Genomic DNA, 1,237 nt, shown 5'->3' on the forward strand with positions numbered 1-1,237 from the left:
GCTGGGGCGGCCCGCGGAGAAGTAGCAGCGGACGAGGGCGCCCACGAGGGTCTGACCGAGCAGACCGAGGGCGTACACGCGCATGACGTTCGCCGTCGCGGCGGTGTCGGCCGCGGTGAACGCACCCCGCTGGAAGAGCAGTTCGATCATCTGCGGGGCACAGGCGATCACCGCGCACATGCCCGCCAGCACCACACAGGACGCCAGCACCAGGTCCCGTTCCACCCGGGCGCGGGCCCGGCGGGCGTCACCGTCGGCGAGCGCCCGCGCCACCACGGGGAAGGTGACGGTGCACACCATCAGCGACAGCGTCATCGGGATCTGGGCGACCTTCTGCGCGTAGTTGAGGTGCGAGATGGACCCGGCGGGCAGGGACGACGCCAGGAACCGTTCGACGAGGACCTGCGACTGGCGGCACAGCGCGAACAGCAGCACGGCGGCGATCAGGGCGAGGCCCACCGGCCGCTCCTCGGCCGCGGTCCCCGTGGCGGCGGGCGCGGGCGTACGCGACGCCAGCTGCCGCCACAGCGACGGCAGTTGCACCGCCACCATCAGACAGCCGCCCACCACGACCCCGGCGGCCGCCGCGCGCACCCCCCACTCCCCGCCCAGCAGGAACATCGTCGCCACGATGCCGGTGTTGTAGGCGACGTAGATCGCCGCCGGCGCGAAGAAACGGCGGTGCGCCCGCAGGGCGGCGCTGCAGTACCCGGCGAGCCCGAAGGCCAGCAGGCTGAGCGCGGTGAGCCGGGTGCAGTCGACGGCGAGGCGGGGGTCGGGCAGACCGGGCGCCAGGGCGCGGACCAGGTACGGGGCCCCGGCGGCGACCAGCGCGGCCACCGCGGCGAAGGCCAGGCACAGCCGGGGCAGGGTGGCCCTGACCAGTTCGCGCACCGGGTCGCCGGGCACGCCCCGGGCCCGGCGCGCCAGCGCCATGCTGAACGCCGGGATCAGCGCGATCGCCAGACCGTCCTCGATCAGCAGCGTCGCGGCGATCTCCGGCACGGTCCACGCGACCAGGAAGGCGTCCGTGTCGCTCCCGGCCCCGAACAACCGCGCCAGCGACTGGTCCCGCACCAGCCCGAGCAGCGACCCGGCGATGGACAGCACCGCCGTCCCCAGCGCGGCCCGTGCGAGGAACCTCCGCGACACCCCACCCGACTCACCTCCGCCACCCGCCTCGGACGGCGCACCCGCACCGTCACCGTCCGCGCCGGGTGCGGGATCGCCGGTCGTC

1 protein-coding gene is annotated in these 1,237 nt (G+C 75.1%); it reads right to left on the minus strand.

Translation table 11 applies throughout. From position 1 onward, the window contains the following. Nucleotides 1–1,237 (minus strand): lipid II flippase MurJ (locus B7767_RS34485; RefSeq protein ID WP_373408264.1); only part of this gene is annotated, 1,237 nt, incomplete at both ends.

This window comes from Streptomyces sp. 13-12-16, from assembly GCF_002114215.1.
Lineage (GTDB): Bacteria > Actinomycetota > Actinomycetes > Streptomycetales > Streptomycetaceae > Streptomyces.